General features: G+C 57.4%; 22 protein-coding genes. 8 read left to right on the top strand and 14 right to left on the bottom strand.

The window, feature by feature from the left end; translation table 11 throughout:
• Positions 1–92: 92 nt before the first annotated feature.
• From AC3ISI_RS23185 to AC3ISI_RS23150, 8 genes are all read right to left on the bottom strand, one after another.
• Entirely contained in the window at positions 93–827 is a 735-nt protein-coding gene (locus AC3ISI_RS23185) for an amino acid ABC transporter ATP-binding protein (RefSeq protein WP_489333978.1), read from the bottom strand.
• Complete coding sequence (locus tag AC3ISI_RS23180; protein WP_489333977.1) at positions 824–1,495, bottom strand: amino acid ABC transporter permease; 672 nt, start codon at positions 1,493–1,495, stop codon at positions 824–826. The genes AC3ISI_RS23185 and AC3ISI_RS23180 overlap by 4 nt, the downstream gene beginning before the upstream one ends.
• The gene (locus AC3ISI_RS23175; protein WP_489333976.1) at positions 1,495–2,241 is read right to left on the bottom strand and encodes an amino acid ABC transporter permease; all 747 of its coding nucleotides are present in this window, start codon (positions 2,239–2,241) and stop codon (positions 1,495–1,497) included. The genes AC3ISI_RS23180 and AC3ISI_RS23175 overlap by 1 nt, the downstream gene beginning before the upstream one ends.
• Before the next feature lie 192 nt (positions 2,242–2,433).
• The gene (locus tag AC3ISI_RS23170; RefSeq protein WP_489333975.1) at positions 2,434–3,360 is read right to left on the bottom strand and encodes a glutamate/aspartate ABC transporter substrate-binding protein; all 927 of its coding nucleotides are present in this window, start codon (positions 3,358–3,360) and stop codon (positions 2,434–2,436) included.
• A 447-nt stretch (positions 3,361–3,807) separates the two neighbouring features.
• Entirely contained in the window at positions 3,808–5,346 is a 1,539-nt protein-coding gene (glpD, locus tag AC3ISI_RS23165; protein ID WP_489333974.1) for a glycerol-3-phosphate dehydrogenase, read from the bottom strand.
• A gap of 245 nt (positions 5,347–5,591) precedes the next feature.
• A complete protein-coding gene (locus tag AC3ISI_RS23160; protein WP_489333973.1) occupies positions 5,592–6,347 on the bottom strand; it encodes a DeoR family transcriptional regulator in 756 nt (251 codons plus the stop codon).
• A 95-nt stretch (positions 6,348–6,442) separates the two neighbouring features.
• Positions 6,443–7,948, bottom strand: coding sequence for a glycerol kinase GlpK (gene glpK, locus AC3ISI_RS23155; protein ID WP_489333972.1), 1,506 nt, complete (start codon positions 7,946–7,948; stop codon positions 6,443–6,445).
• 75 nt (positions 7,949–8,023) lie between these two features.
• Positions 8,024–8,875, bottom strand: a complete 852-nt coding sequence (locus AC3ISI_RS23150; protein ID WP_489333971.1) for an MIP/aquaporin family protein — start codon at positions 8,873–8,875, stop codon at positions 8,024–8,026.
• 370 nt (positions 8,876–9,245) lie between these two features.
• Between AC3ISI_RS23150 and ybaK the strand changes: the two genes are divergently transcribed.
• Positions 9,246–9,716: a Cys-tRNA(Pro) deacylase gene (gene ybaK / locus AC3ISI_RS23145; protein ID WP_489333970.1), complete on the top strand. Its 471-nt coding sequence runs from the start codon at positions 9,246–9,248 to the stop codon at positions 9,714–9,716.
• A 179-nt stretch (positions 9,717–9,895) separates the two neighbouring features.
• Here the strand turns inward: ybaK and AC3ISI_RS23140 are convergent, their stop codons facing one another.
• Together AC3ISI_RS23140 and argF are read right to left on the bottom strand one after the other, a co-directional pair.
• On the bottom strand, positions 9,896–11,005 hold the full coding sequence (locus AC3ISI_RS23140; RefSeq protein ID WP_489333969.1) for an ABC transporter ATP-binding protein: 1,110 nt from the start codon (positions 11,003–11,005) through the stop codon (positions 9,896–9,898).
• Positions 11,002–11,922, bottom strand: coding sequence for an ornithine carbamoyltransferase (argF, locus tag AC3ISI_RS23135; protein WP_489333968.1), 921 nt, complete (start codon positions 11,920–11,922; stop codon positions 11,002–11,004). The genes AC3ISI_RS23140 and argF overlap by 4 nt, the downstream gene beginning before the upstream one ends.
• A gap of 469 nt (positions 11,923–12,391) precedes the next feature.
• Between argF and AC3ISI_RS23130 the strand changes: the two genes are divergently transcribed.
• From AC3ISI_RS23130 to grxD, 4 genes are all read left to right on the top strand, one after another.
• A complete protein-coding gene (locus tag AC3ISI_RS23130) occupies positions 12,392–12,598 on the top strand; it encodes a hypothetical protein (protein ID WP_489333967.1) in 207 nt (68 codons plus the stop codon).
• Entirely contained in the window at positions 12,588–12,914 is a 327-nt protein-coding gene (locus AC3ISI_RS23125) for a hypothetical protein (protein WP_489333966.1), read from the top strand. Before AC3ISI_RS23130 ends, AC3ISI_RS23125 begins: the two co-directional genes overlap by 11 nt.
• Before the next feature lie 212 nt (positions 12,915–13,126).
• Positions 13,127–15,232: a molybdopterin oxidoreductase family protein gene (locus AC3ISI_RS23120; protein WP_489333965.1), complete on the top strand. Its 2,106-nt coding sequence runs from the start codon at positions 13,127–13,129 to the stop codon at positions 15,230–15,232.
• Between the two features lie 97 nt (positions 15,233–15,329).
• Complete coding sequence (grxD, locus tag AC3ISI_RS23115; protein ID WP_007943565.1) at positions 15,330–15,671, top strand: Grx4 family monothiol glutaredoxin; 342 nt, start codon at positions 15,330–15,332, stop codon at positions 15,669–15,671.
• An 85-nt stretch (positions 15,672–15,756) separates the two neighbouring features.
• Here the strand turns inward: grxD and bfr are convergent, their stop codons facing one another.
• The gene (bfr, locus tag AC3ISI_RS23110; RefSeq protein ID WP_046026484.1) at positions 15,757–16,233 is read right to left on the bottom strand and encodes a bacterioferritin; all 477 of its coding nucleotides are present in this window, start codon (positions 16,231–16,233) and stop codon (positions 15,757–15,759) included.
• Between the two features lie 199 nt (positions 16,234–16,432).
• Positions 16,433–16,651 carry a bacterioferritin-associated ferredoxin gene (locus tag AC3ISI_RS23105; protein ID WP_489333964.1) on the bottom strand — a complete coding sequence of 73 codons (219 nt, stop codon included), beginning with the start codon at positions 16,649–16,651 and terminating at the stop codon, positions 16,433–16,435.
• Between the two features lie 312 nt (positions 16,652–16,963).
• Here AC3ISI_RS23105 and AC3ISI_RS23100 point away from each other — a divergent pair, with 312 nt between their 5' ends.
• Positions 16,964–17,566, top strand: a complete 603-nt coding sequence (locus AC3ISI_RS23100; RefSeq protein WP_489333963.1) for a peroxiredoxin — start codon at positions 16,964–16,966, stop codon at positions 17,564–17,566.
• A gap of 74 nt (positions 17,567–17,640) precedes the next feature.
• Here AC3ISI_RS23100 and rnt read toward each other — a convergent pair whose 3' ends face one another.
• Together rnt and pyrC are read right to left on the bottom strand one after the other, a co-directional pair.
• Positions 17,641–18,318: a ribonuclease T gene (gene rnt, locus AC3ISI_RS23095; protein ID WP_007943569.1), complete on the bottom strand. Its 678-nt coding sequence runs from the start codon at positions 18,316–18,318 to the stop codon at positions 17,641–17,643.
• Positions 18,315–19,361: a dihydroorotase gene (pyrC, locus tag AC3ISI_RS23090; protein ID WP_140668350.1), complete on the bottom strand. Its 1,047-nt coding sequence runs from the start codon at positions 19,359–19,361 to the stop codon at positions 18,315–18,317. The genes rnt and pyrC overlap by 4 nt, the downstream gene beginning before the upstream one ends.
• Positions 19,362–19,520: 159 nt before the next feature.
• On the opposite strand from pyrC, the gene AC3ISI_RS23085 reads away from it, so the two are divergent.
• Positions 19,521–20,426 (top strand): flagellar protein MotY, encoded by a 906-nt coding sequence (locus AC3ISI_RS23085; protein WP_489333962.1) that lies wholly within the window; start codon positions 19,521–19,523, stop codon positions 20,424–20,426.
• A 129-nt stretch (positions 20,427–20,555) separates the two neighbouring features.
• Positions 20,556–21,773 (top strand): argininosuccinate synthase, encoded by a 1,218-nt coding sequence (locus tag AC3ISI_RS23080; RefSeq protein WP_489333961.1) that lies wholly within the window; start codon positions 20,556–20,558, stop codon positions 21,771–21,773.
• The last annotated feature ends 149 nt before the right edge of the window (positions 21,774–21,922 follow it).

The following is a 21,922-nucleotide window of genomic DNA, read 5'->3' as shown; positions in this document are numbered from 1 at the left end:
GCCGGCGAAGGCGATTGCCCGGACACCCGTGTTCGTCTGGACCACCGCCTTTGCTGGCAAGCCAGCTCCTACAAAGGAGCGGCGTTTGGGGCTTAGTGCTGCAGAATCTTGTTGAGGAAGTGCTGTGTCCGCTCGGCGCGGGCGTTGATGTCGCCGAAGAACTCCTCCTTAGGGCAGTCCTCGATGATTTTTCCCGCGTCCATGAAAATCACCCGGTCAGCCACTTTGCGGGCGAAGCCCATTTCGTGGGTCACGCACATCATGGTCATGCCTTCGTGGGCCAGTTGCACCATTACGTCGAGCACTTCGTTGACCATTTCCGGGTCCAGTGCCGAGGTCGGTTCGTCGAACAGCATGACGATCGGGTCCATCGCCAGCGCACGGGCAATCGCCACACGCTGTTGCTGACCACCGGAAAGCTGGCCAGGGTGCTTGTGCGCATGGGCAGACAGTCCGACGCGCTCAAGCAGTTGCAGGCCTTTCTTGGTGGCTTCTTCCTTGCTGCGGCCCAACACCTTGATCTGCGCGATAGTCAGGTTTTCGGTGATGGTCAGGTGCGGGAACAGTTCGAAATGCTGGAACACCATGCCAACGCGTGAACGCAGTTTCGGCAGGTTGGTCTTCGGGTCGGCAATCGAAGTGCCATCGACCACGATGTCGCCTTTCTGGAACGGTTCGAGGGCGTTGACGCATTTGATCAGGGTGGATTTGCCGGAACCGGACGGCCCGCACACCACGATCACTTCACCTTTTTTGACCTCGGTGCTGCAATCAGTCAGTACCTGGAAGTCGCCATACCACTTGTTGATGTTCTTGATAGAGATCATACGGCAAACCTTTTTTGCAGACGCTTGACCAGCAGCGAGGCGGCAAAGCTGATTGTGAAGTACACGAGACCTGCGAAGATCAGGAACTCATTGGAGCGGCCAATGATGTCGCCGCTGGCACGCGAGGCGTTGAGGAAGTCAACCAGGCCGACCGCGTAAACCAGCGAGGTATCCTGAAACAGGATGATGCTCTGTTGCAGCAACAACGGGGTCATCTTGCGGAACGCTTGCGGCAGGATGATCAGACGCATCATCTGGCCATACGTCATGCCCAGGGCCTGGGCGGCGCCCATCTGACCCTTGGGAATCGACTGCACACCAGCCCGGACGATTTCGCAGAAGTACGCCGCTTCAAACATCATGAAGGCCACGATGCACGAGGCGAATGCGCCGATCGGGGTGTCTTCGCCGGTGATCCAGCGCAGCACGAACGGCACTGCCAGGTAGAACCAGGTGATCACCAGCAGCAGCGGGATCGAGCGGAAATAGTTGACGTAGGCGCCGGCCAGGTTCGACAGCAGTTTGTTGTGGGACAGACGGCACAGCGCCAGGATGGTGCCGAGGATGATCCCGCCGACCACGCCCATGATCATCAGCTTGAGGGTCATGACCATGCCGTTCCACAAACCCGGCAGGGAAGGGATGATGCCCGAAAAGTCGAATTCCATTATTTACCCCCCACGGAGATCAGGCCCGGTACGGCCACTTTCTTCTCGACCAGACGCATCAGCAGCATGAGGCTCATGTTCAGGGTGAAGTAGATCAGGGTTGCCAGGGTGAAAGCTTCGAACAGGTTGGCGGAGAACTCGGCGGTCTGCTTGGTTTGCGCCAGCAGCTCCATCAAACCGATCAGCGAGGCCACGGACGTGTTCTTGAACACGTTGAGGAATTCCGAAGTGAGCGGCGGAATGATGATCCGGTAGGCCTGGGGCAGCAGCACATTCCAGTAGATCTGTGGCAGCTTGAAGCCCATGGCGCGAGCAGCGGACTCCTGGCCTTTGGGCAGGGCCTGGATGCCGGTGCGCACTTGTTCGCAAACGCGAGCGGTGGTGAACAGGCCCAGGCAGACGACGACGCTCAGGAAAGCCGAGGTGACCGGGCTCAGGTCCTGTTTGTACCAGTCTTGCAGGTCTTGCGGCAGCAGGTCGGGCACCAGGAAGTACCAGATGAACAGCTGAACCAGCAGCGGCACGTTACGGAAGAGTTCGACGTAGCAGGTCGCGATGCCCGATACGATGCGATTCGGTACGGTGCGCATGACGCCCAGAATCGAGCCCAGTGTGAGGGCGATGATCCAGGCCACGATGGCAATGGCAATGGTCCAGCCCAATCCGGTGATGTACCAGTCGAGATAGGTCTCGCTGCCAACGCCAGTGGACTTGAAGAACACGCCCCAGTCCCAGTTGTAATTCATTAGGGTCTCCCCTCAGATCGTTCGATGTACAAGTGCCCGCCTGGGGAAGCTCCGTTCCCGCCCTGACCTTGATGGTCAGGCACACACTATCGGCTCGACAGCCACCGGTTCGAGTGTTTCCAAAAATGCCAGCAGGGAGTGACAACCCCCTGAAAGGGCAGAGCCCTGTCAGGGGATAAGGTTAGTCAGAATTCAGGACTTTTTTTCTACAGGCTTGTCGTCAGCCGCTTTATCGGTCGGATTGGCGATCAGGGCCTTGAGCTCGTCGCTCATCGGGAAGTTCAGGTTCAGGCCTTTAGGCGGGATTGGCTGCATGAACCATTTGTCGTAGATCTTGTTGATCTCGCCCGACTTGTAGGTGGCGATGATGGCTTCATCCACTGCTTTCTTGAACGGTTCGTCGCCCTTGCGGACCATGCAGCCGTAAATTTCGTAGGACTGTGGAGTACCGGTCACGGCCCAGTCATCGGCTTTCTTGGCTTTGGCGGCTTCGCCGGCCAGCAAGGCGTCGTCCATCATGAAAGCAACCGCGCGGCCCGATTCCAGCATCTGGAAGGATTCGCCGTGGTCTTTGGCAGAGATGACGTTCATGCCCATTTGCTTGTCGGCGTTCATCGACTTGAGGATGCGTTCGGACGTGGTGCCAGCGGTGGTCACGACGTTCTTGCCTTTGAGGTCGTTGAAGTCTTTGTAAACCGAATCTTTCTTGGACAGCAGACGGGTGCCGATTTCGAAGATGCCAACGGAGAAGTCAACTTGCTGCTGACGCTCGACGTTGTTGGTGGTGGAGCCGCACTCGACGTCCACGGTGCCGTTCTGCACCAGTGGGATACGGGTTTGCGACGTCACCAGGTTGTAATTGACCTTGAGGTTCGGCATGTCGAGGTCTTTCTTAATGGCTTCGACGATTTTCAGTTGGATATCGTGGGAGTAGCCCATCGGCTTGCCGGAGGCGTCCGCGATATAGGAAAACGGAATGGACGCGTCACGATGCCCGAGGGTGATGACACCGGACTCTTTGATCTTTTTCAGGGTGCCGGTGAGTTCGGCGGCGAAAACCGGAGTGCTGATCAGAGCGGCAGCAATGGCTGCGCCCAGGATGTGGGGAACGATGCGCATCAAATTTTCCTCGACATTGTTTTTTTTATGGAGCCAGTTTATCGGCCCTTTTGTGCTTCGAAAGCCCGGCGGTCCCTGAAAGGATGCCGCGAAGGGTGTTCGTCAAAGAGTGTAGAGCATGACTCGTGCCAGGCCAGGTCATATGGCTCAACATATTGATTTGTAAGGGTATTAAATATTTATGGCGGTGTTTCTCGCGAGGAATAGTCCGGTTAACCGAATCGACTGGTGGGTCGCGTTCGGAAAACCGAATGCGGATGCCATACACATAACCCTGTCGGAGCCGGGCTTGCCCGCGATGACGGAGTGTCAGCCACCACAGTCGTCGGCTGGAAGACCGTCATCGCGGGCAAGCCCGGCTCCCACAGGGGATTTGTGGTGTCTGGCGGAATGTAAAAAGCCCCTGAATCTCTCGATTCAGGGGCTTTGCTTTTAACGGAAGCCCGATCAGGCTGCTTCGATCTTGCTGCGGTTCTGTTCAACCTTGCTCAGGTAATCCGCCAGTTTCTGTTGTTCGGCCGCAGTGGTGAACAGCCCCAGCTTGCTACGACGCCACATAATGTCGTGCGCGGTGGTTGCCCACTCATCGCTGCACAGGTAATCGACTTCGCGGGTGTAGAGCCCGCCACCGATGTGTTCACCCATATCACTGAGGTTCTGCACGCCTTCAAGCATGCGCCAGGTGCGACTGCCGTAAGCGGTGGCCCAGCGGCGGGCGATTTCGGTTGGCACCCAGTCGAACCTGTCGCGGATCAAGGCGCACAAGGCTTGTGGGGTGGTCATGTCTTCGCCACCCGGCAGCGTGGCGCTGGCGGTCCAGCTTGGCTTCATGTCGGTGAAGTACGGCGCCAGTTGCGCCAGCGCCGACTCGGCCAGTTTGCGGTAAGTGGTCAGTTTGCCGCCGAACACCGAGAGCAGCGGTGCTTTTTCACCGGTGCCCGACAGCGCCAGGGTGTAGTCGCGAGTGACGGCCGATGGGTTATCGGACTCGTCGTTGCACAGCGGGCGAACGCCGGAATAGCTGTGCAGGATGTCGTCGCGGCTGACCTGCTTTTTGAAGTGGGCGTTGACCACGTTCAACAGGTAGTCGGTTTCGCTTTCGGTGATCGCCACTTTTGCCGGATCGCCGGTGTACTCACGGTCGGTGGTGCCGATCAGGGTGAAGTGGTTGAGGTACGGAATGGTGAAGACAATGCGCTGATCTTCGTTTTGCAGAATGTGTGCGTGTTCGCCGTCATACAGTTTCGGCACGATCAGGTGGCTGCCCTGAATCAGGCGGATGCCGTACGGCGATTCCATCTTCAGGTCGTCACGAATGAACTTGGCGACCCACGGACCGGCCGCATTGACCAATGCCTTGGCGCGGATCGAAAACAGGCTGCCATCGGCGCGTTCCAGGTGCAGGTGCCACATATCCTTGGTACGACGCGCGCTGACGCAACGGGTCTGGGTGTGTACGTGTGCGCCTTTTTCGCGAGCAGCCATTGCATTCAAGACGACAAGGCGCGCGTCATCGACCCAGCAATCGGAGTATTCAAAGCCTTTGGTGATTTCGCTTTTCAGCGCGCTGTCCGGGCCGAACTTGAGGCTTTTCGAACCTGCCAGTTTTTCTCGTTTGCCAAGGTTGTCATATAGGAACAGGCCGGCGCGGATCATCCACGCGGGCCGCAGGTGCGGCCGATGTGGCAGCACGAAGCGCATTTGCTTGACGATGTGCGGTGCCTTGGCCAGCAGCACTTCGCGCTCGGCGAGGGCTTCGCGCACCAGGCGGAACTCGTAATGTTCGAGGTAGCGCAGGCCACCGTGGATCAGCTTGCTGCTGGCCGAGGACGTGTGGCTGGCCAGGTCATCCTTTTCACAAAGGAACACCGTAAGACCGCGGCCGGCTGCATCCGCTGCGATCCCTACGCCATTGATCCCGCCGCCGATGACGGCGATATCGTAGATCTCAGCGAGCGGGGGCGTACGCAAGGTGGAAGTGGGCATCGGTTGGCCTCGGTGCTTATTTTATGTATTTGAATTCGAACATTAATGTTCATTTACGAAAATGGTAGCCCATAAAGAAGCGCGCAGCCAGTTAACTTCGATTAAAAAACTCATCGAAGGGCGGTTAAAGGAAAATATTCGAACATTTAAAGGTGCGATTGGGGCGCAAGAGATGTGTTGCTTGATGATCGTCATCGCGGGCTTGCCCGCGATGGCGTCGGTACAGACGATAAAAGATGAGGCGGTTAAACGACTTCCAGTCGAATCTTGTGCTGACTCAACAACTGCGCCAACGCTGGCGAAGGTTGCTGATCGGTGACCAGGCAATCAATCAGGCTGATCGGCCCCAAGCGAATCATGGCGTTGCGCCCGAATTTGCTGGAGTCCGCCGCCAGAATCACTTGCCGGGCATTGGCAATGATCGCCTGCGATACGCGTACTTCCTGATAATCGAAGTCCAGCAGGCTGCCGTCTTCATCGATACCGCTGATGCCCACCAGCGCGAAGTCGACTTTAAACTGGTTGATGAAGTCGACGCTCGCCTGACCGACCACACCACCGTCACGCCGCACATTGCCGCCGGTCAGCAGAACGTCGAAGTCGTCCTTGGTGCTGAGCATCGAAGCCACGTGCAGGTTGTTGGTGATGATCTTCAGATGATTGTGGCTGAGCAGCGCCCGGGCAATCGATTCGGTGGTGGTGCCGATATTGATGAACAGCGAGGCGTGATCAGGGATCTGTGCGGCAATGGCTTCGCCGATACGCTGTTTTTCATCGCGCATCTGGTCGGCGCGCATGGCGTAGGCAGTGTTTTCGACACTGGAGTCGTAAGCGGCGCCGCCGTGGTAGCGACGCAATAAATTAGCTTCCGCGAGCTGATTGATATCGCGGCGGATGGTCTGCGGTGTAACAACGAACAGCGTGGCCATTTCTTCGATACTGACGTAGCCGCGTTCGCGGACCAGTTCGAGGATTTGCTGCTGACGGGGAGGCAGATTCATGGGGCTTCCTTTGGGCTGCCGTGCAAAATTTTCCCATGATGCCGCAGGAATCTGCTCCCGACCAGTTACAACCCTATTCGTAACCTGTTGTTGGCTTATTCAGCGCCTTCATGCGGTTCCCAGTCGCGAGTGCGGCTGACGGCTTTCTTCCAGCCGGCGTAGAGTTTTTCCTTCGCGGTTTCCTCCAGGGTTGGTTCGAATTCGCGCTCGATCACCGCTTTGCCGCGCAGTTCTTCCAGGCTGCCCCAGAAGCCGCACGCCAGGCCAGCCAGGTACGCGGCGCCGAGTGCAGTGGTTTCACGCATTTGCGGACGCTCGACCTGAGTGCCAAGAATGTCTGCCTGGAACTGCATCAAGAAATTGTTCGCCACCGCACCGCCGTCCACACGCAGGGCTTTCAAGCGTTCGCCGGAATCCTGTTGCATGGCATCGAGCACGTCGCGGGTCTGGTAGGCAATCGACTCCAGCGCGGCACGAATGATGTGATCCACGCGAACGCCGCGAGTCAGGCCAAACAGCGCGCCACGGGCATACGGGTCCCAGTACGGTGCACCCAGCCCGGTGAAGGCGGGCACCAGATATACGCCGTTGCTGTCCTTCACTTTGTTGGCGAAGTATTCCGTGTCGTGGGCGTCGTTGATGATTTTCAGTTCATCACGCAACCATTGAACCGTGGAGCCGCCATTGAACACCGCACCTTCCAGCGCATAGGCCACTTCGCCGCGTGGGCCGCAGGCAATAGTGGTCAGCATGCCGTGCTTGGACTTCACCGCTTTGTCGCCGGTGTTCATCAGCAGGAAGCAGCCGGTGCCATAGGTGTTTTTCGCTTGACCGGGTTCTACGCACATCTGGCCGAACAGGGCGGCTTGCTGGTCACCAGCGATACCGCCAATCGCGATGCCGCTTTTAGTGTGGCCGTAGATTTCGGAGGAGGACTTCACTTGCGGCAGCATCTCGCGCGGGATATCCAGCACCTCCAGCATCTTCGCGTCCCACTCCAGGGAGTGGATGTTGAAGAGCATGGTGCGCGAAGCGTTGGTGTAGTCGGTGACGTGGACTTTGCCACCGGTAAATTTCCAGATCAGCCAGCTGTCGACGGTGCCGAACAGAATTTCGCCGTTACGCGCACGCTCGCGGCTGCCTTCGACATTATCGAGGATCCACTTGAGCTTGGTGCCGGAGAAGTACGGGTCGGTGACCAGGCCGGTGGTGTCGCTGATGTATTGCTCGTGGCCGTCGCGCTTGAGCTGCTCACAGATCTCGGTGCTGCGACGGCACTGCCAGACGATCGCGTTGTAGATCGGGCGGCCGGTGGTCTTGTCCCAGACCACGGTGGTTTCGCGCTGGTTGGTGATGCCGATGGCCGCGACCTGGTCGTGATGCAGGCCGGCTTGCGCCAGGGCCTCTACCATCACGGCGCTTTGGGTGGCGAAAATTTCCATGGGGTCATGCTCAACCCAGCCGGCTTGCGGGTAATGCTGTGCGAATTCGCGTTGGGCGGTGCCGACCACATTCGCGTCGCGGTCGAAAATGATTGCGCGCGAGCTGGTCGTACCCTGATCGAGGGCAATGATGTAGTTCTTATTCTGAATGTCGGTCATGTCGATTGCCTTGGACGAAATTAGGGAGTGAGGTCAGGCGCGCAAACCCATTCGCAGGATCACGCGCCTACGATATCAAGAAGTTCTTGGTTTGCCGTCAATGGCCGGTGTTGCTTCCTTTGTGGCAGGTGTGGCGCTGGGCAGATGACGGGCAATCAGCCCGCGATAAGCGGCAGCGCCGAGGCAGGCACCGACAATCGGTGCAAAAACAGGAATCAGGAAGTACGGGATATCACGCCCACCGGTGAAGGAAATTTCACCCCAGCCCGCGAAGAAAGTCATCAGCTTCGGTCCGAAATCTCGCGCCGGGTTCATCGCGAAACCGGTCAGCGGGCCCATCGAACTGCCGATCACCGCAATCAACAGACCGATCAGCAGCGGCGCCATCGGCCCATTTGGCAGACCGTTGTTATCGTCGGTCAGGGACATGATCACGCCCATCAGGATCGCGGTGATGATCACTTCCACCAGGAACGCTTGGGCCGTGGTCAGGGCCGGGTTGGGGAAGGTCGAGAACACCGATGCCAATTCCAGACTTGCCTCGGTGCCGCGAACCATATGGTGGGTTTGTTCGAAATCGAAGAACAGATTGCTGTACAGCGTGTAGACCAACAGTGCGCCACAGAAGGCGCCCGCCACTTGGGCGAGGATGTAAAATGGCAATTTACGTTTTTCGAAGTCAGCAAAAATACTCAGGGCGATGCTGACAGCGGGGTTGAGATGCGCACCAGAAACCCCGGCGGTCAGGTAGATCGCCATGCTGACGCCGACGCCCCAGATGATGCTGATTTCCCATAAGCCAAAGCTGGAACCCGCGACCTTGAGCGCGGCAACGCAGCCAGTGCCAAAAAAGATAAGCAGCGCAGTCCCCAGAAACTCAGCCATGCATTGGCTCGAAAGCGACGGTTGTCGTAAAGCAGTTGTCATTGAAAACCTCAATTGTTTTTGTTGTCTGGCGCTTTTTTCATCATTGTCGAAGCGCGATTTTCACCAAGGCAGGATCCCCATCCTGGTCTTGGCTTACTGCGGTGTGCTGCTGAATAGCTTTCGTACTTGTTCAGATACGAAAAAATATAGACAAGAAACGCGGCTGTCAAAGGCCGAAAGTGAACCATCAGTCATAATCAAACTATTGGTCATGTGAATGATCGCGTTGTTCACGCGACGCTTCCTGCGTTGACGGACGGTAAAATGCATCAATGCCCCTTGAAAACAGGGGCGCAATAGAGCCTTTTGCGAGTCGATGACCTAGAATCCAGCGCAGGATTTTTCTACTGCCACCCAGTCTGGAGCTGTCATGACCCCCGCATTGGATTTGTTGAAAAAAGTTCGAGCCGAACATCGTGTGCACAGTTACGAACATGACCCCAAGGCCGCGTCCTATGGATTGGAGGCTGCAGAGAAGCTGGGGCTTGACTCCGCGCAGGTGTTCAAGACCTTGCTGGCGGCCAGCGAAAAAGGTGAGTTGCTGGTGGCGGTGGTACCGGTTGCGGGGAGTCTGGATTTGAAGCATCTGGCTCATGCAGCGGGCGTGAAAAAAGTCGAAATGGCCGATCCGGCCGCTGCGCAACGATCCACCGGTTATTTGTTGGGCGGCATTAGCCCGTTGGGGCAGAAAAAGCGTTTGCGCACCTTTATCGATAGTTCGGCTCAGCCGTTCGCCAGCATTTTTGTCAGTGCCGGTCGGCGTGGTCTGGAAGTCGAGTTGGCACCGGCAGTACTGGCCGAGCACACTCAGGCCAAGTTCGCCGATATCGGCCGCGCTTGAGTCAGAGGTGGGGAAAGATTGACGGGAGTGCGTCGCTCGTTGCGAGCGGAACGCTGATGCTGGATTGACGCTGATCTTTGTAGGAGCAAAGCTTGCTCGCGATGAACGATGACGCGGTGCGTCAGTTAAACCGCGGCGATGCTATCGCGAGCAAGCTTTGCTCCTACAGAAGCGGGGAGTCAGTTGGCGGTGCTGTAGCGACGCACGCCTGACTCTATTGCCGGAATCTGCGCTGCCGTACTGCCCGATGCCTGGAACAATACCAAGTGCTCAGCCGCGACACGAATACCGACCTCAGCGCCGACCTGTCGATCCACATGACTCGGGAAAATCGATTCCAGTTGCGCCCCGGTCGGCATCTGCAACCGGTACAACGTCGATGCGCCCTGGAACGACTTGCCGACAATCCGTGCCTTCAATGTGCTATTGGGCGCATAAACGATATCGTCCGGACGCAGCAACACATCCACCGCACCACCGACCGGCCAGGTGTAGGCACGATTGCCGCGCAACTCACCCAGTTCAGTTTGTACCGACTCCGGACTGCTCAACTGGCCACGGATGAAATAACCCTGGCCGATGAAGCTGGCTACAAACGGTGTCAGCGGTTCGTGGTAGAGGTTGTAGGGCGTGTCCCATTGTTCCAGGCGACCTTCCTTGAACACGCCGACGTGATCGCTGACGGCGAAGGCTTCTTCCTGGTCGTGGGTCACCAGAATCGCACTGGTGCCACGGGCCTTGAGAATGTCGCGCACTTCATGGCTAAGCTTGCGTCGCAGCTCGCCATCGAGGTTGGAGAACGGTTCGTCGAGCAGCAACAGTTGCGGTTCCGGTGCCAGGGCCCGGGCCAAGGCAACACGCTGCTGCTGACCGCCGGACAGTTCATGCGGGAAGCGATTGCCGAGGTTTTTCAGGTTGACCAACTCCAGAAGCTCTTCGGTCACGCGATCCTTTTGCGGGTGCTTGCGGATCCCGAAGGCAATGTTGTCGGCCACGCTCAAATGCGGAAACAATGCGTAGTCCTGGAAAACCATGCCGATCCGGCGTTTCTCCGGAGCCAAAGTGAAACCGGCGCGGGAGAGGGTCTCGCCCGCCAAGGTGATTTCACCTTCGTGCACCGGCTCAAAACCGGCAATCGCGCGCAACGTGGTGGTTTTGCCGCACCCCGAGGAGCCGAGCAGGCAACCGATGTCACCGGCATTCAAATGCAGGTTGAGGTTTTGCACGACCCGCTGGTCTTGATAGCCGCAGGCGAGGTTACGCAGGTTAAGCAGTAATGGCTGGCTCATGCGTGGTGATACGCCGGTTCAACGAGAAATTCGAGCAGGGCCTTTTGAGCGTGGAGGCGGTTTTCGGCTTGGTCCCAGGCCACGGAGCGTTTGTCGTCGAGCAGGTCGACGCTGATCTCTTCGCCGCGATGAGCCGGCAGGCAATGCATGAACAGCACATCGTCTGCGGCCAGGTCCAGCAAGGCGCGATTGACCTGGTAGGGCGCGAACAGTTTCAAGCGTTTGGCGGTTTCTTCTTCCTGGCCCATGGAGGTCCAGACGTCGGTGCTCACCAGGTGGGCGCCGCGCACAGCGTCCTTCGGGTCACGGACGATGGTCACCCGATCGCCGGCCCTGGCCACGAACTCAGGGTTGGGTTCATAGCCTTCAGGGCAGGCAACGCGCAGCTGGAAGTCGAACTGGATCGCCGCTTCTATATAGCTGTTGCACATGTTGTTGCCGTCGCCGATCCAGGCCACGGTCTTGCCATGAATCGAACCGCGATGTTCGAGGAAGGTTTGCATGTCGGCCAGCAACTGGCACGGGTGCAGGTCGTCGGACAGGCCGTTGATCACTGGCACGCGGGAGTTGGCGGCGAATTCGGTCAGGGTGCTGTGGGCAAAGGTTCGGATCATCACCGCATCGAGCATGCTCGACATGACGATCGCGCAGTCACCGATCGGCTCGCCACGGCCCAGTTGCGTATCGCGCGGCGAAAGGAAGATCGCCTGGCCGCCAAGCTGGATCATGCCGGCTTCGAAGGAGATCCGGGTGCGGGTCGAGGACTTCTCGAAAATCATCCCCAGGACGCGGTTTTTCAGAGGCTCGAACAGTACGCCGCGGTTACGCAGGTCCTTGAGCTCAACGCCTCGACGGATCACGCTGACCAGCTCTTCGGGCGTGCAATCCATCAGGGAGAGAAAGTGCCTTGCGCTCATCATTGACTACCTTTTTGCTACAAACCGCAGATGCTCAAAGCCTTGTTTAACGGAACAACGGGCGAGACCTGCGGCGTAAGCCGCACGGGGCGACGAAATAGGGGAAGGCGCGATCTTATAATTAAATGTCGCGTCTTACCAATAGGGGGCTTATTTTTACCGCATCCTATGGTTGCAGCGTTGCAACCATAGGATGCGGGCGAAGGGGTTGATCCACGTCGCTAAAGTCCAGACCAGCATTTGTACACGGTGCAGAAGCGGGTATGCAATAACCGCTGTGTTCAGGCACGCGCATTCAGCGCGTGTGTTTGTTCAGGGGCTGCGAGCCGCAAAGGCCTGCTTTTTAAGGGTTGGCGTTGTTTGCTGTTACGGTTTTACAAGCCGGTATCTGGCCATGCTCAGGTATCCTCTGCCTCATTGCGTGATGTCGACTTGAATCAAGCCAAACACCCCAAGGAGGGAACCCTGTATGTCGGTCGAAAAAAACGGATACGCAGGCCTGACGCGTCTTTGCCGTGTTTCTCCGGCTTTTGATATGGCTGTGCTTTCCACGGTCATGGGCTTCGCGATTATCGCCAGCACGATTTACCCCGGGCTCCCGAGCGCAGTGGTGGGAGCCATCGTTGGTGCTTTTATCGGGGTGAAGAATTTCAAGGACGACACGAGTGCAGATTGATTCGACCCAGTGTTTGGTGGTGGGTGGATTGATCGCAACTGGAATCTATCTGGGGGCTTCACTGCTCTACCGATCAACGCCTGACCTGAAGCATGGAACAGCATTAGTGGTCGCGTGGTTTACCGTAGTGAGCGTCGTCGACATTGCGTTGCAGGTCTATCAAGCTGAACCTCATCAACTAGGCATCCTGGCAAACCAGAAAGCGATCATCCTGATCGGGTCTGGGGTCATGCTTTGGTTGGCTGTCGGGGGCATATGGACGGCATTGATCTCACCTCTAAAGAAGAAGGCGTTGAAAGCTTCTCAAGCCCGGTGAGGTGTGTCTTCATGGTGAGCTGCCGATGTGTCTTCTACTGCCAGGTGCGGGGTTTTAACTAGCTGATGAGTGACGCAATTGCGAACGGCCATCGGCTGGCCTGATGGTCGCCGATTCACAAGACGAACGTCGCTGGCGCAGTAGCGGGTCTGGCGCCATAGTTTTGTTCCCGCGGCCGTTATGGCTCGCCCAGAACAAGACAGAGACTGGCCATGACCAAGACTCTCCATCACCGTGCCTGCCACTTGTGTGAAGCCATTTGCGGCCTGACCATCGAAACCTCCGAGGTCGATGGCGCTGTGCAAATCACCTCGATCAAGGGCGATTCGCTGGATACGTTCAGTCGTGGGCACATCTGCCCCAAAGCGGTGGCCCTGCAAGATATTCAGAACGATCCGGATCGTCTGCGCCAGCCGATGCTGCGAGTGGGCGGCGAATGGCAGCCTATCGCGTGGGAAGATGCCTTCAACCTTGTCGCCGAGCGCCTGGCGTCGATTCAGGAGCGACACGGGCAGAACGCGGTGGCGGTGTATCAGGGCAATCCCAGCGTGCATAACTACGGGTTGATGACCCACAGCAATTACTTCCTCGGTCTGCTGAAAACCCGCAACCGCTTTTCTGCGACGTCGGTCGACCAGTTACCGCACCATCTGACCAGTCATTTGATGTACGGCCATGGGTTGTTGTTGCCGATCCCGGACATCGATCACACCGATTTTATGCTGATCCTGGGCGGTAACCCCCTGGCTTCCAACGGCAGCATCATGACCGTGCCGGATGTGGAAAAACGTTTGAAGGCGATTCAGGCCCGGGGCGGCAAAGTGGTGGTGGTCGATCCACGCCGCAGCGAAACGGCGGCGATGGCTGATCAGCACCTGTTCGTGCGTCCCGGTGGCGATGCGGCGTTATTGTTCGGGCTGCTCAATGCCTTGTTCGCTGAAAACCTGACGCGTGAGAGTCATTTGCCGGTGGACGGTCTGGAAGATGTACGTCAGGCCATCGCCACCTTCACCGCCGAAGCCATGAGCCCGTTGTGCGCGGTGCCGGCAGAACAGATCCGCCAACTGGCGCGGGATTTTGCGGCGGCGCCGACGGCGGTATGTTACGGCCGCATGGGTGTTTCGACCCAGGCATTCGGTACGCTGTGCCATTGGCTGGTGCAACTGATCAATCTGGTCACTGGCAACCTTGATCGGGTCGGTGGCGCGCTGTGCACCGAACCGGCGGTGGACCTCGTGGCGTCCACCTCGGGCGGGCATTTCAATCGCTGGCAAAGCCGCGTGTCCGGTCGTCCGGAGTACGCCGGTGAGTTGCCGGTGTCAGCCTTGGCCGAAGAAATGCTCACCGAAGGAGTAGGGCAGGTCCGTGCTTTGATCACCGTCGCCGGTAATCCGGTGTTATCCACACCCAATGGCCGGAAGCTGGAGCAGGCACTGGATGGTCTGGAGTTCATGGTCAGCGTCGATCTGTATATCAATGAAACCACGCGCTATGCCAACCTGATTCTGCCGTCGACTTCAGCACTGGAAAACGATCACTACGACACAACGTTCAACATGTTTGCCGTGCGTAACGTGACTCGCTTCAACCGCGCGATTCTGGCCAAGCCTGAAGGTGCCCTGCATGACTGGGAGATCTTCGTCGGCCTGGCCAAGGCATTTGCCGCCAAAACCGGCAAGGAATTGAAGCCGACCATCGCTCCGGCGCAAATGATCGACCTTGGTTTGCGGATGGGGCTATATGGCGACGCCTCGGAGCATAAACTCTCGCTGACAACCTTGTTCGATCATCCTCATGGTGTCGACCTGGGCGCGCTGAAATCCAACCTCGCGCCACGTTTGAAAACAACCAATCAGCGCGTTCAGGCTGCGCCGCTGCAGATCCTTGCCGACCTTGCGCGCTTCGCCGCTCTGGAGGCTCCGGCCGCTGATCAGTTGCTGATGATTGGCCGCCGTCATGTGCGCAGCAATAACTCGTGGATGCACAACTATCACCGACTGGTGAAGGGCAAGCCGCGCCATCAATTGTTGATGCACCCGGATGACCTGGCCAGTCGCGGACTCAACGACGGCCAGCGTGTGCGGGTGAGTTCGCGGGTTGGCAAGATCGAAGTGGAAGTGGTCGCCAGCCTGGACATGATGAAAGGTGTGGTCAGTCTGCCGCATGGCTGGGGTCATGCGCGGCCGGGTGTGCAGATGACGATTGCCAGTGGCCAGCCGGGTTCCAGCGCTAACGACCTGACTGACGAGTGTCACCTGGACGAATTGTCGGGGAATGCGGCGTTGAACGGCGTGCCGGTAACGGTCGCGGCGGCGTGATTGTGTCTGTCGGGCAGACCGAGCATGGCGCTCGGGTTTCCGTTACAATGCGCCACCGAGCCGACCCCTGAGTCGGAAAGTTCAGCCGAGGTGCTCCATGGATATCATCGAAACGATTAAAGAGCAGATTGCTAACAACACCATTCTGCTTTACATGAAAGGTTCGCCGAATGCCCCGCAGTGTGGCTTCTCCGCGAAAGCCGCGCAGGCCGTGATGGCATGTGGTGAAAAGTTTGCATACGTGGACATCCTGCAGAACCCGGAAATCCGCGCCAACCTGCCAAAATACGCCAACTGGCCAACCTTCCCGCAACTGTGGGTCGGTGGTGAGCTGGTCGGCGGTAGCGACATCATGACCGAGATGGCTGCTGACGGTTCGTTGCAGACCACGATCAAAGCCGCTGTTGAAGCAGCTGCTGCCAACAAGACCGAAGCTTGATTCGATCTCTGTAGGCAATAAAAAAGCCCCGCCTCTTTAAAAGAGTGCGGGGCTTTTTAGTGTTTCGAGTTTAGCGAGCGCTGACTTACTCGTCTTCGCCCATCTGCGATTGCAGATAGTTCTCAAGACCGACTTTATCGATCAAGCCCAGTTGGGTTTCCAGCCAGTCGATATGTTCTTCTTCAGACTCAAGAATATCTTCGAGCAGTTCACGGCTACCGAAGTCGCCGACCGTTTCGCAATGAGCGATAGCGACTTTCAGATCGGCATGACCGATGCGTTCGATACGCAGGTCGCACTCAAGCATTTCCTTGGTGTGTTCGCCGATGTGCAGCTTGCCCAGGTCCTGGACGTTCGGCAGGCCTTCAAGGAACAGGATTCGCTTGATCAGCTTGTCCGCGTGCTTCATCTCATCGATGGATTCGTGGTATTCGTGCTTGCCGAGCTTGTTCAGGCCCCAATCTTCATACATGCGGGCATGCAGAAAGTATTGATTGATCGCGACCAGCTCATTGGCAAGGATCTTGTTGAGATGCTGGATGACTGTAACGTCGCCTTTCATGATGGGGTCCTGCCCTAAGTAGCTGTCTATAAGGCTGAGTTTGAGCCGCGTATGTAAGAGTGTCAAACCTAAGTTATTGAAACTTATATGAAAAATTAATCGGAATAAGAATGTTTGTGTTCCGCGTCTAGGGCGTAAGCAGTTGATTTTCGGACATAAAAAAACCGGACATCGAGTCCGGTTCTTTGAAACAGGGTAATTAAGCGGCAGTAAATTCTACAGGGAAAGGAATGGCTGCCTGGGACGATTGCAATTTGGTCAGGGTTTCGCGAACCACTTCCTTTGCAAGGCAGGCGCATTTTCCGCATTGGCTGGCTACGCCGGTGGCCTGACGGACTTCCTTATAGCTGCAGCAACCTTCATAGATTGCATCGCGGATTTGACCGTCGGTGACGCCAGTGCAGAGGCAGACATACATAAGTGAAAACCGTCGCTGGTTGTGACTCAATTGCGATGGATCTTAATGTTAACGAGAATGATTGTCAAAGTGCTTTCTGAAAGCTTTGCGCTATAAGTGGACGTGACCGACGAACGGTTTTCACTCGCTCATCTGCCAGTCACTGTAACAACGGTAAATTTACGCTCCTGCAAAAAACCGTTGAGGACAGCTCAAAAACGCCGTGTATGATGGTCGGTCCTTCGAAGGGGGATCGTGTCACAGGGCTGTCGCTTGAGGGTGGCAGGCTGATGCGTATCCAGTTCTTCACGTTAATAGACCAGGAGATATCCAATGAGCGTACTCGTAGGCAAACAAGCCCCGGACTTCACCGTTCCAGCTGTACTGGGCAATGGCGAAATCGTAGACAGCTTCACCCTGTCGTCGGCCATCAAAGGCAAATACGGCCTGGTGTTCTTCTACCCACTGGACTTCACCTTCGTTTGCCCGTCCGAGCTGATTGCTCTGGACAACCGCATGTCTGACTTCAAGTCCCGCAACGTTGAAGTGATTGCCGTGTCGATCGACTCGCACTTCACCCACAACGCCTGGCGTAACACCCCGGTAAACAATGGTGGCATCGGCGAAGTCCGTTACACCATGGCTGCCGACATGAAGCACGACATCGCCAAGGCCTACGACGTTGAGTCCGAAGGCGGCGTGGCTTTCCGTGGCGCGTTCCTGATCGACGACAAAGGCGTTGTCCGTTCGCAGATCATCAACGACCTGCCACTGGGCCGTAACATCGAAGAGCTGATCCGTCTGGTCGACGCTCTGCAATTCCACGAAGAGCACGGCGAAGTTTGCCCTGCCAACTGGAAAAAAGGCGACAAAGGCATGACCGCTTCGACCGAAGGCGTTGCGGCTTACCTGACCGAGAACGCTGCGGCACTGTAAGCCCAAGCGTCAGGCAATAAAAAACCGGCCTCTGATGAGGCCGGTTTTTTTATGCGCGGGATAAATCAACAAGATCAGTCGTTGAAGTCTTCCCAGCCGCCCATTTGTTTCCAGCGATTGACGATGCCGCAGAACAGCTCTGCGGTCTTCTCGGTGTCATAGCGGGCCGAGTGCGCCTCGCGACCGTCGAAATCGATATCGGCTGCCTGACAGGCCTTGGCCAGTACGGTTTGGCCGTAAGCCAGACCGGCAAGGGTCGCGGTGTCGAAGCTGGAGAACGGATGAAACGGGTTACGTTTCATGTCCAGGCGTGCGACTGCTGCGTTGAGGAAGCCCAAGTCGAAGCTGCTGTTGTGGCCGACCAGAATCGCTCGTTTACAACTGTTGGCTTTCAAAGCCTTGCGGATGCCACGGAAGATATCGGTCAGGGCCGCTTCTTCACTCACCGCCATGCGCAGCGGGTGATCGAGTTTGATTCCGGTGAACTCCAGCGCTGCTGCTTCAATGTTCGCGCCTTCAAAAGGCTCTACACGGAAGAAGTAGGTGTGATCGGGGTACACAAACCCTTTCTCGTCCATCGCGATGGTGGTTGCGGCAATTTCCAGCAGGGCGTCGGTGGCCGAGTTGAAACCACCGGTTTCTACGTCGACGACAACCGGCAGGTAACCACGGAATCTGGCAGCCATTGGATGGCGAGGACCGCCTCCACCGCCTTGACCGTCCTGTTCGTCGTCGAAATGGTCTTCACTCACGCGTGTTCCTCCAGCAGGCGCCAGCGCAGTTTTTCACCGGCGCGCAGCGGGATAACGGTCAGCTCGCCAAATGGCAGGCTGGTGGGGGCGGTCCACTCATCGCGGACCAGGGTAATGCGGTCAGTGTTCGCTGGCAGACCATAGAAGCGCGGGCCGTTGAGGCTGGCGAAGGCTTCGAGCTTGTCCAGCGCGTTGCGTTGTTCGAACGCTTCGGCGTACATCTCGATGGCCGCATAAGCGGTGTAGCAACCGGCGCAGCCACACGCGGCTTCTTTGGCGTGCTGGGCGTGGGGTGCCGAGTCGGTGCCCAGGAAGAATTTTTCGCTGCCGCTGGTAGCGGCGTCGAGCAAGGCTTCCTGGTGGGTATTGCGCTTGAGAATCGGCAGGCAATAGAAGTGCGGCCGAATTCCGCCCACCAGCATGTGATTGCGGTTGTACAGCAGGTGATGCGCGGTGATGGTCGCGCCGACGTTGGCCGAAGCCTCGTTGACGAACTGCACGGCATCGGCGGTGGTGATGTGTTCAAACACCACTTTGAGCGTCGGGAAGCGCTCGACTACGCGACGCATGTGCTCATCGATGAAGATTTTTTCGCGGTCGAACACGTCGACATCGCCACGGGTGACTTCACCGTGAATCAGCAAAGGCATCCCGACGTCGGCCATGGCCTCAAGCGCAGGGAAGATTTTGTCGATGCTGGTGACGCCAGAATCCGAGTTGGTGGTCGCGCCGGCCGGGTACAGCTTGGCGGCGTACACGAAACCGCTGGCCTTGGCCTCGCGAATTTCTTCAGGCTGGGTACGGTCGGTCAGGTACAGCACCATCAACGGTTCGAAGCGACTGCCGGCCGGGCGTGCAGCGAGAATCCGCTGGCGATAGCCGTCGGCTTCCGCGGCGTTACGCACCGGAGGTACCAGGTTGGGCATGATGATGGCGCGACCAAAGGTGCGCGCGACATCCGCAACGGTATTGGTCAACACGGCACCATCGCGAAGATGAATGTGCCAGTCGTCGGGACGCAGCAGGGTCAGGCGGTCGGACATGAGGGAATTCCAGGCGGGTCAAACTGAGGGGAATGCTACCGGAAAAGACACTTGCAGGCACTCGCTATCAAGTTTTGCAGGAACTTACCGATATGAACCAGGTATGCCGTAAACATGCGTGTGTCGGTCTTTTTGTCGTAGAAGCCAGTGGAGCCTCCCGTGCGCCAGCGTTATTTAGCCTTGCTCAGTGTGTTTGCCAGCCTTCCTGCAATGGCGCTGACTTTCCAGACACCTCTGGAGAACATTGAGTGGACGGTCGAAGGTGACAAGTTCGAATGCCGCCTGACTCAGCCGGTCACCGATTTCGGCTCGGGTGAGTTTGTGCGTCGTGCCGGCGAGCAAGCGACGTTTCGTCTGAATGCCTACAACGCGATGATCGGTGGTGGTTGGGCGACTTTGCTGGCGGCCGCCGCGCCGTGGCAGCCGGGACGGGGCGATATCAACCTGGGTTCCGTCAGAGTCGGCAGCGGCAATGTGCTGTTCAACAGCTCGCAAGCTCAGGCTGGGCGTTTGATCAGCGGATTGATCGATGGCCGCAGCCCGGTGATCCGGCATACTTCCGGCGATGGCCGGGTGTCGGAAGTGCGTTTGTTGCCGGTCAAATTCAACAAGGCGTTCAGCGACTATCAGAGTTGCGTGGCGAAACTGCTGCCGAAGAATTTCGAACAAGTTAAAAGGTCCGAAATCGGCTTCCCGGGTGAAAGTATTGATCTTGACCCGCAAGCCAAGGCTCAGTTGCAGGTGATGCTGGAGTTCATGAAGGCCGATCCTTCGGTGAATCATATCGAGCTTGACGGGCACTCTGACAACAGTGGCAATCGCCTGACCAACCGAGAGTTGTCACGCCGCCGCGCCTTGGCGGTGATGGACTATTTCAAGGGCAACGGTATTCAGGAGTCGCAGATCACGATGCGCTTCCATGGTGAGCGCTACCCTGTGGCGCCGAACACCAACGCTGGCAATCGCGCGAAAAATCGTCGGGTTGCGGTGCGACTGGAACGTGTGGCACCGACCGGACAAGTCGCGCCTCAAATTGCTACGAGCAGTACCCCAGCAAATTCCTGACTCGCCGGTCATCGTCGCGCGCTCGACAGATTCTGTCGCTTCGTCGTCATAAGCTGTCGCGCCTCTGTAAATTACCGCGGTTGAGCGGTAGACTTCCCGGCTTTCCGTAGAACCCCGTGGAGTGATGGCATGGCGGACGTAAACAAGGTCGTTCTGGCGTATTCCGGCGGCCTGGACACTTCGGTGATCCTCAAGTGGCTGCAGGATACTTATAACTGTGAAGTGGTAACGTTCACCGCTGACCTGGGTCAGGGCGAAGAGGTTGAACCTGCGCGCGCCAAGGCGCAGGCCATGGGCGTCAAAGAGATCTACATCGACGACTTGCGCGAAGAATTCGTGCGTGATTTCGTTTACCCGATGTTCCGCGCCAACACCGTTTACGAAGGCGAGTACCTGCTGGGTACTTCCATCGCTCGTCCGTTGATCGCCAAACGCCTGATCGAAATTGCCAACGAAACCGGCGCTGACGCCATTTCCCACGGCGCCACCGGCAAGGGCAACGACCAGGTTCGTTTCGAACTGGGCGCCTACGCGTTGAAGCCAGGTGTGAAAGTGATCGCTCCGTGGCGCGAATGGGACTTGCTCTCCCGTGAAAAGCTGATGGATTACGCTGAAAAGCACAACATCCCGATCGAGCGTCACGGCAAGAAAAAATCCCCGTACTCGATGGATGCCAACCTGCTGCACATCTCCTATGAAGGCGGCGTGCTGGAAGATACCTGGACCGAGCACGAAGAAGACATGTGGAAATGGACCGTCTCCCCGGAGAAGGCTCCTGACAAAGCGCAGTACCTGGAACTGACCTACCGTAACGGCGACATCGTTGCACTGGACGGCGTCGAAATGACCCCTGCCACCGTGCTGGCGACCCTGAACCGTATCGGTGGCGAACACGGTATCGGTCGTCTCGACATCGTCGAGAACCGTTACGTGGGCATGAAGTCCCGTGGTTGCTACGAAACCCCAGGCGGCACCATCATGCTGCGCGCTCACCGTGCGATCGAATCGATCACCCTGGACCGCGAAGTGGCTCACCTCAAAGACGAGCTGATGCCGAAATACGCCAGCCTGATCTACACCGGCTACTGGTGGAGCCCTGAGCGTCTGATGCTGCAACAAATGATCGATGCGTCACAGGCCCACGTGAACGGCGTTGTTCGCCTGAAGCTGTACAAGGGCAATGTGATCGTTACCGGTCGCAAATCTGACGAATCGTTGTTCGATGCCAACATCGCAACCTTCGAAGAAGACGGCGGCGCTTACAACCAGGCCGACGCGGCGGGCTTCATCAAGCTCAACGCCTTGCGCATGCGCATTGCCGCGAACAAAGGCCGGAAGTTGTTCTGAGCCCATTGAAGTAATAGAGCTGTGGCCTTGTCAGTGACAAGGCCACAATTCTGAAAAGGGAAGTTTTTCCTGTCGCGCATTGTGTTTTTCGACGTTCTTCTTGTTACTCGTACAATTCCTTCTGCGTTTTCTCTCTCTGAGTTTTAGAG

It is taken from the genome of Pseudomonas sp. GL_139_B, assembly GCF_057834475.1.
The sequence above is the reverse complement of the archived record's forward strand: the minus strand, read 5'-3'. Positions and strand labels throughout refer to the sequence as shown.

Bases quoted from the DNA above. Each gene is read 5' to 3' on its own strand.
- AC3ISI_RS23185 (WP_489333978.1), bottom strand. From the start codon at position 827: ATGATCTCTATCAAGAACATCAACAAGTGGTATGGCGACTTCCAGGTA.
- AC3ISI_RS23160 (WP_489333973.1), bottom strand. From the start codon at position 6,347: ATGAATCTGCCTCCCCGTCAGCAGCAAATCCTCGAACTGGTCCGCGAA.
- AC3ISI_RS23180 (WP_489333977.1), bottom strand. From the start codon at position 1,495: ATGGAATTCGACTTTTCGGGCATCATCCCTTCCCTGCCGGGTTTGTGG.
- pyrC (WP_140668350.1), bottom strand. From the start codon at position 19,361: ATGTCCGACCGCCTGACCCTGCTGCGTCCCGACGACTGGCACATTCAT.
- glpK (WP_489333972.1), bottom strand. From the start codon at position 7,948: ATGACCGACATTCAGAATAAGAACTACATCATTGCCCTCGATCAGGGT.
- bfr (WP_046026484.1), bottom strand. From the start codon at position 16,233: ATGAAAGGCGACGTTACAGTCATCCAGCATCTCAACAAGATCCTTGCC.
- AC3ISI_RS23100 (WP_489333963.1), top strand. From the start codon at position 16,964: ATGAGCGTACTCGTAGGCAAACAAGCCCCGGACTTCACCGTTCCAGCT.
- glpD (WP_489333974.1), bottom strand. From the start codon at position 5,346: ATGCCCACTTCCACCTTGCGTACGCCCCCGCTCGCTGAGATCTACGAT.
- AC3ISI_RS23120 (WP_489333965.1), top strand. From the start codon at position 13,127: ATGACCAAGACTCTCCATCACCGTGCCTGCCACTTGTGTGAAGCCATT.
- AC3ISI_RS23130 (WP_489333967.1), top strand. From the start codon at position 12,392: ATGTCGGTCGAAAAAAACGGATACGCAGGCCTGACGCGTCTTTGCCGT.
- argF (WP_489333968.1), bottom strand. From the start codon at position 11,922: ATGAGCGCAAGGCACTTTCTCTCCCTGATGGATTGCACGCCCGAAGAG.
- AC3ISI_RS23170 (WP_489333975.1), bottom strand. From the start codon at position 3,360: ATGCGCATCGTTCCCCACATCCTGGGCGCAGCCATTGCTGCCGCTCTG.
- AC3ISI_RS23175 (WP_489333976.1), bottom strand. From the start codon at position 2,241: ATGAATTACAACTGGGACTGGGGCGTGTTCTTCAAGTCCACTGGCGTT.
- AC3ISI_RS23150 (WP_489333971.1), bottom strand. From the start codon at position 8,875: ATGACAACTGCTTTACGACAACCGTCGCTTTCGAGCCAATGCATGGCT.
- AC3ISI_RS23080 (WP_489333961.1), top strand. From the start codon at position 20,556: ATGGCGGACGTAAACAAGGTCGTTCTGGCGTATTCCGGCGGCCTGGAC.
- AC3ISI_RS23105 (WP_489333964.1), bottom strand. From the start codon at position 16,651: ATGTATGTCTGCCTCTGCACTGGCGTCACCGACGGTCAAATCCGCGAT.
- grxD (WP_007943565.1), top strand. From the start codon at position 15,330: ATGGATATCATCGAAACGATTAAAGAGCAGATTGCTAACAACACCATT.
- AC3ISI_RS23140 (WP_489333969.1), bottom strand. From the start codon at position 11,005: ATGAGCCAGCCATTACTGCTTAACCTGCGTAACCTCGCCTGCGGCTAT.
- ybaK (WP_489333970.1), top strand. From the start codon at position 9,246: ATGACCCCCGCATTGGATTTGTTGAAAAAAGTTCGAGCCGAACATCGT.